This is a genomic window from Streptomyces torulosus, assembly GCF_001419765.1.
Lineage (GTDB): Bacteria > Actinomycetota > Actinomycetes > Streptomycetales > Streptomycetaceae > Streptomyces > Streptomyces torulosus.
The window spans coordinates 1-5,352 of record NZ_LIRK01000703.1; the positions used below are offsets into that span (position 1 = coordinate 1).

The 5,352-nt window shown below is 70.9% G+C and carries 5 protein-coding genes; all 5 read right to left on the bottom strand.

What is annotated here, in order from left to right; genetic code table 11:
- Positions 1-63 precede the first annotated feature (63 nt).
- The 5 genes from AOK23_RS37875 to AOK23_RS37895 all read right to left on the bottom strand — a co-directional run bounded on the left by AOK23_RS37875 (position 64) and on the right by AOK23_RS37895 (position 5,162).
- A complete protein-coding gene (locus AOK23_RS37875) occupies positions 64-1,722 on the bottom strand; it encodes a long-chain fatty acid--CoA ligase (protein WP_206336406.1) in 1,659 nt (552 codons plus the stop codon).
- Between the two features lie 155 nt (positions 1,723-1,877).
- Positions 1,878-2,456 (bottom strand): SigE family RNA polymerase sigma factor, encoded by a 579-nt coding sequence (locus AOK23_RS37880; RefSeq protein WP_055717010.1) that lies wholly within the window; start codon positions 2,454-2,456, stop codon positions 1,878-1,880.
- A 251-nt stretch (positions 2,457-2,707) separates the two neighbouring features.
- Entirely contained in the window at positions 2,708-3,874 is a 1,167-nt protein-coding gene (locus AOK23_RS37885; protein WP_055717011.1) for a lipid-transfer protein, read from the bottom strand.
- Positions 3,871-4,266, bottom strand: a complete 396-nt coding sequence (locus AOK23_RS37890; RefSeq protein ID WP_055717012.1) for a MaoC/PaaZ C-terminal domain-containing protein — start codon at positions 4,264-4,266, stop codon at positions 3,871-3,873. The genes AOK23_RS37885 and AOK23_RS37890 overlap by 4 nt, the downstream gene beginning before the upstream one ends.
- Positions 4,263-5,162: a bifunctional MaoC family dehydratase N-terminal/OB-fold nucleic acid binding domain-containing protein gene (locus AOK23_RS37895; RefSeq protein ID WP_420823786.1), complete on the bottom strand. Its 900-nt coding sequence runs from the start codon at positions 5,160-5,162 to the stop codon at positions 4,263-4,265. The genes AOK23_RS37890 and AOK23_RS37895 overlap by 4 nt, the downstream gene beginning before the upstream one ends.
- Between the last annotated feature and the right edge of the window lie 190 nt (positions 5,163-5,352).

Genomic DNA, 5,352 nt, shown 5'->3' on the forward strand with positions numbered 1-5,352 from the left:
CACGTGAAACAGTGCCCCAAGCCGTCGGTGGGACGCCGGATCCTCAGATCTGCGTCACGACCATCAGATCTGCGTCACGTCCAGCTGACCGTCCGCGTACTGCCTGCGCAGCACCTTCTTGTCGAACTTGCCGACGCTCGTCTTCGGGACGGACTCGATGATCGTCCAGCGCTCCGGAAGCTGCCACTTGGCGATGTGGCCCTCCTCCGCGAGGAAGGACCGCAGCGCCGCGAAGTCCGTGCTCGCGCCTTCCTTCAGCACGACGGTGGCCAGCGGGCGCTCGCCCCACTTCTCGTCCGGTACGGCGACGACGGCGGCCTCGGCGACGTCCGGATGGGCCATGAGGGCGTTCTCCAGCTCGACCGAGGAGATCCACTCGCCGCCGGACTTGATGACGTCCTTGGCGCGGTCCGTGAGGGTGAGGAAGCCGTCCGGGCTGATCGTGCCGACGTCGCCCGTCTTCAGCCAGCCGTCCTCGCTGAACTTGTCCTCGGGCCGGAGGTGCTCGGCGCCCTGGCCGCCGTAGTAGGCGCCCGCGATCCAGGGCCCGCGGACCTCCAGCTCACCGGCGGACTCGCCGTCCCAGGGGAGCCGCTCGCCGCCGGGGCCGGTGAGGCGGGCCTCCACGGAGGCGGGGAAGCGGCCCTGGGTGAGGCGGTACGCGAGCTCCTCCTCCGAGCCGGCCTCGACATGGGCCGGCGGCCGGGCGATGGTGCCCAGCGGGGACGTCTCCGTCATGCCCCAGGCGTGGCAGACGCGCATACCGAGCTTGTCGAAGGCCTCCATGAGGGAGGGCGGGCAGGCGGAGCCGCCGATGGTGACCTGGGTGAGCGAGGAGACCTCCCGCGGCCGGGCGTGCAGCTCGGCGAGCAGGCCCTGCCAGATGGTGGGGACGGCGGCGGCGTGGGTCGGCTTCTGCGTCTCGATCATCTCGGCGAGGGGGGCGGGCTGCAGGAACCGGTCCGGCATCAGCATGTTGACGCCGGTCATGAACGTCGCGTGGGGCAGGCCCCAGGCGTTCACATGGAACTGCGGGACGACGACGAGGGAGAGGTCCGCGTCCGTCAGGCCCATGGACTGGGCCATGTTGACCTGCATGGAGTGCAGGTAGATCGAGCGGTGGGAGTAGACGACGCCCTTGGGGTCGCCGGTGGTACCGGAGGTGTAGCACATCGCCGCGGCGGAGCGCTCGTCCAGCTCGGGCCAGTCGTACGTCGTCGGCTTGCCGGCGATCAGGTCCTCGTACTCGTGCACCTGGACGCTCGCTCCGGCGAGCAGCGACCGGTCGCCGGGGCCGGACACCACGACGTGCTCCACCGGCTTGAGGTGCGGGAGGAGCGGCGCGAGGAGCGGGAGCAGCGAGCCGTTGGCGATGATCACCCGGTCGGCGGCGTGGTTGACGATCCAGGCGAGCTGCTCGGGGGGCAGACGCAGGTTCAGGGTGTGGAGGACGGCTCCCATGGAGGGGATCGCGAAGTACGCCTCGACGTGTTCCGCGTTGTTCCACATGAGGGTCGCGACCCGCTCGTCGCCCTCGACCCCGAGGTCCTCACGCAGGGCGTGGGCCAGCTGGGCCGTGCGGGCACCGATCTCGGCGTAGGAGCGGCGGTCGGGTTCCCCCTCGCCGGTCCATGTGATCACCTGCGACGTCCCGTGGATGACCTGCCCGTGGGTCAGGATCCTGGAGATCAACAGCGGTACGTCCTGCATGGTGCTCAGCACGGCGTCCTCCCGGGGCGGCTCTGCCTACGCGGTGGTAACGGTTGCGCTGATTCTGCTCACATACCGCGCGGTATGTCACTAGGTGCCGGGATGATCGATCAGAGAGCGTTACCCAAGGAGCTTGATCGCAGCCGCATGTCAGGCCAACGATCGGGCTAGCGAACGGGTTCCAGTTCCGGGTCCTCACGCAGCTTGCCGAGCGCCCGCGACACCGCCGACTTCACCGTGCCCACCGAGACCCCGAGGACCTCGGCCGTCTGCACCTCGCTGAGATCCTCGTAGTACCTGAGGACCACCATCGCCCGCTGGCGGGCCGGCAGCTTCATGATCGCCCGCCACATCGCGTCGTGCAGCGCCTGCTGCTCGGCCGGGTCCGACGTGTGGACGCCGTCCGGCTCGGGCAACTCGTCGCACGCGAACTCGTCCACCTTGCGCTTGCGCCACTGGGACGTCCGCGTGTTCAGCAGCGCCCGCCGCACATACCCGTCGAGCGCCCGGTGGTCCTCGATCCGCTCCCAGGCGACATACGTCTTGGCCAGCGCGGTCTGCAGCAGATCCTCGGCGTCGCTCGGGTTCGCCGTCAGTGACCGGGCGGTCCGCAGCAGCAGCGGCTGGCGGGCCTTCACGTACGCCGAGAACGACGGGTACGACAGGGTCACCAGCGGCGGGTTCGACAGGGTCCGCGTCGCCGGTGCAGCGGCGTTCGAAGCGCTGGTGCAGACGAGTGTGGTCATGGCTCCACGCTAGGAGCGGGCCCGCCCCGGCGGATCGGCCGCAGGTCCCTAAGGCGAATCCCCCTCAGGTTGTAGGAGTGGGGCAGACCCCACCTACTGAAGGTGGATGAACGGCCCCCATCCACTGAGGGTGTATCCCTGAGGAACGCCTGCCCGGGCCGTGCGGGCCCACCTGGTCGAGGCATCCGGGGCGCGCCCCGCAGAGGTACGGGAGTACCCGCACGAGGTGTACGGGTACGAGGCCGCCGCCCTCACCCGTCCGTGCCCAGCACCAGGCCCGAGGTCGGTACTCCGGTGCCCGCGGTGACCAGTACGTGTTCCGCGCCGGCGATCTGGTTGACCGCGGTGCCCCGGAGCTGCCGTACCGCCTCCGCGATGCCGTTCATGCCGTGCAGATACGCCTCGCCGAGCTGGCCGCCGTGCGTGTTCAGCGGGAGCCGTTCCTCCGCGACGAAACCGGCCGCCTCCCCGGCCGCGCAGAACCCGAACTCCTCCAGCTGCATCAGTACGAACGGCGTGAAGTGGTCGTAGAGGATGCCCACGTCGATGTCGCCCGGCCCGAGCCCGGAGGTCCGCCACAGCTGGCGCGCGACGACGCCCATCTCGGGCAGCCCGGTCAGGTCGGTGCCGTAGAAGCTCGTCATCTGCTCCTGGGCCCGGCCGGCTCCCTGGGCGGCGGCGACGATCACCGCGGGCGGCTTCGGCAGGTCCCGCGCCCGTTCCACCGACGTCACGACGAGGGCCTGGCCGCCGTCCGTCTCCTGGCAGCAGTCCAGCAGCCGCAGCGGCTCGACGATCCACCGGGAGGCGGCGTGCTCGGCGAGCGTGATGGGGCGCCCGTGGAAGTACGCCGCCGGGTTCGTCGCCGCGTACGTGCGGTCCACCACCGCCACGTGCCCGAACGCCTCCGGGGTCAGCCCGTAGGTGTGGAGGTACCGCTGCGCCGCCATCGCCACCCAGGACGCGGGGGTGAGCAGCCCGAACGGGAGGGTCCAGCCGAGCGCCACCCCCTCCGCCGACGGCTCGCGGTGCCGCACCCCGGCCCCGAACCGCCGCCCCGACCGCTCGTTGAACGCCCGGTAGCAGACCACGACTTCCGCGACGCCCGTCGCCACGGCCAGCGCCGCCTGCTGCACCGTCGCGCACGCCGCCCCGCCGCCGTAGTGGACGCGGGAGAAGAAGGACAGCTCGCCGATGCCGGCGGCCTGCGCGACCGTGATCTCCGGGCTCGTGTCCATCGTGAACGTCACCAGCCCGTCCACGTCCGCGGGCGTCAGCCCCGCGTCGTCCAGCGCGGCCCGCACCGCCTCCACGGCCAGCCGCAGCTCGCTGCGCCCCGAGTCCTTGGAGAAGTCGGTCGCCCCGATCCCGACGACGGCGGCCCGCCCGCCGAGCCGGTCCTTCGCCCGCACGCTCATACGACGCCCTCCGCCGGGACGGTGACGGTGACCGTCCCCGTGACATGACGGCCGATGCCGTTGTCCCCCACGACCTTCACGGTGGCCGTGTCCCCGTCGATCTCCTCGACCGTGCCGGCCAACACCATCGTGTCGCCGGGGTAGTTGGGTGCGCCGAGCCGGATGGCGACCCTGCGCAGGACGGCACGCGGGCCGAAGCAGTCGGTGACGTACCGTCCGACCAGCCCGTTCGTCGTCAGGATGTTCATGAAGACGTCGGGCGATCCGCGCCGCCGCGCCAGCTCCGGATCGTGGTGCACGTCCTGGTAGTCGCGCGAGGCGATGGCTCCGGCGACCACGAGGGTCCGCGTGATCGGGATCCGCAGCGGAGGAAGCCCGTCCCCGGCCCTCATGCCCGCACCCCTTCCTCCGCACGGAACACGGGCAACTCCAACTCCTCGTCGTACCGCACGAAGGCGAGCCGTACGGGCATGCCGATCCGCACCTTGCCGTACGGCACCCCGATGACGTTGCTGATCATCCGTACGCCCTCGGCGAGTTCGATCAGCCCGACGGCGTAGGGGGGGTCGAAGGCCGGGAAGGGCGGGTGGTGCATGACGACGTACGAGTGGACGGTGCCCTCGCCGCTCGCCTCGACGGTGTCCCACTCGGGCGAGCCGCACGCGTTGCACCCCGGCAGCCAGGGGAAACGCAGCGTGCCGCATCCGGTGCAGCGCTGGATGAGGAGGCGGTGCCGTGCGACGCCTTCCCAGAAGCCGGCGTTGTCGCGGTTGACGACGGGGCGGGGACGGCGCGGAGCCGGTTCCTGGGGCGGGGCTGCGGCGCGCGGTGCGTACTTGAGGATCCGGAAGCGATGGGTGCCGGCGAGTTCGTCGCCGACGCGGACATCCATGCGAGTGGTGACGAAGTACCCGGTGCCGAGCTTGGTGGTCTTCCGGTCCGACACCGACTCGATGACCGAGTCGAAGCGGACCTCGTCCCCGGGGCGCAGCGCCCGCAGGTACTCCTGCTCGCAGTCGGTGGCGACGACGGAGGTGTACCCGGCGCCGTCGAGGAGGGCGAGGAGTTCCTCGTACGCCGGCGAACGCGTCTCGTGTCCGCTCAGCCCGCCCATCGTCCACACCTGGAGCATGGTGGGCGGCGCGATCGCGTCGGGGCCGGTGTACGCGGGGTTGGTGTCGCCCATGGCCTCGCACCAGTGCCGGATCATGGGCGGGTTGACGGGGTCCTTGCCGAGGCCACCGCGTACGGCGGGGCGCCCCTCGTAGACCTTGAGTCGCACGGACAGATCCTCGACCACCACGCCACGGCCCCCTCCGGAGGTTTCTGACTACCCGTCAGATTGAAGGAAGGGGTGGGGGAACTGTCAATACGCCGGTGCGGCGGCATGGAAGCACCCTGCCGATCCGGCCGCATCCATACATCACGCCAAACGCCGGTGCGGCGGCACCGAAGTACCGCCGCACCGGCGTTTGGCG